This is a genomic window from Burkholderia sp. LFS061, from assembly GCF_047978125.1.
Lineage (GTDB): Bacteria > Pseudomonadota > Gammaproteobacteria > Burkholderiales > Burkholderiaceae > Burkholderia > Burkholderia pyrrocinia_C.
The window spans coordinates 1-266 of record NZ_JBFPFS010000171.1 but is presented as its reverse complement, the minus strand read 5'-3'; the positions used below and the strand labels follow the sequence as shown (position 1 = coordinate 266).

The window sequence follows — 266 nt, the reverse complement described above, 5'->3', positions numbered from 1 at the left end:
AGTTCGTCGATTCGTCGCATCAGCAACTGATCGGCCTCGCTGACCGGCTGCGGTCGGTAATAGGCGCTCGATCTCGCGATGCCAACCAGCCGCGTTTGTTGCGATACCGGCAGCGCATGCGTGCGATCGATCATCGCTTTGCGCTCAGCAGTCCGGCCTTGCCGAGCGCTCCGGACAAAAAATCGTTCTCCAGTGTCAACTGGCCGATCTTCGCATGCAGCGTCTTCACATCCACCGGCGGCTCGCTCGACGGCGCGCCCGCCGTG

The 266-nt window shown here is 62.8% G+C and carries 1 pseudogene; it reads right to left on the bottom strand.

Going from position 1 to position 266, the window contains the following annotated elements:
- Nucleotides 1-266: pseudogene (locus ACNQQL_RS36215) on the bottom strand (IS3 family transposase); the annotation flags it as partial.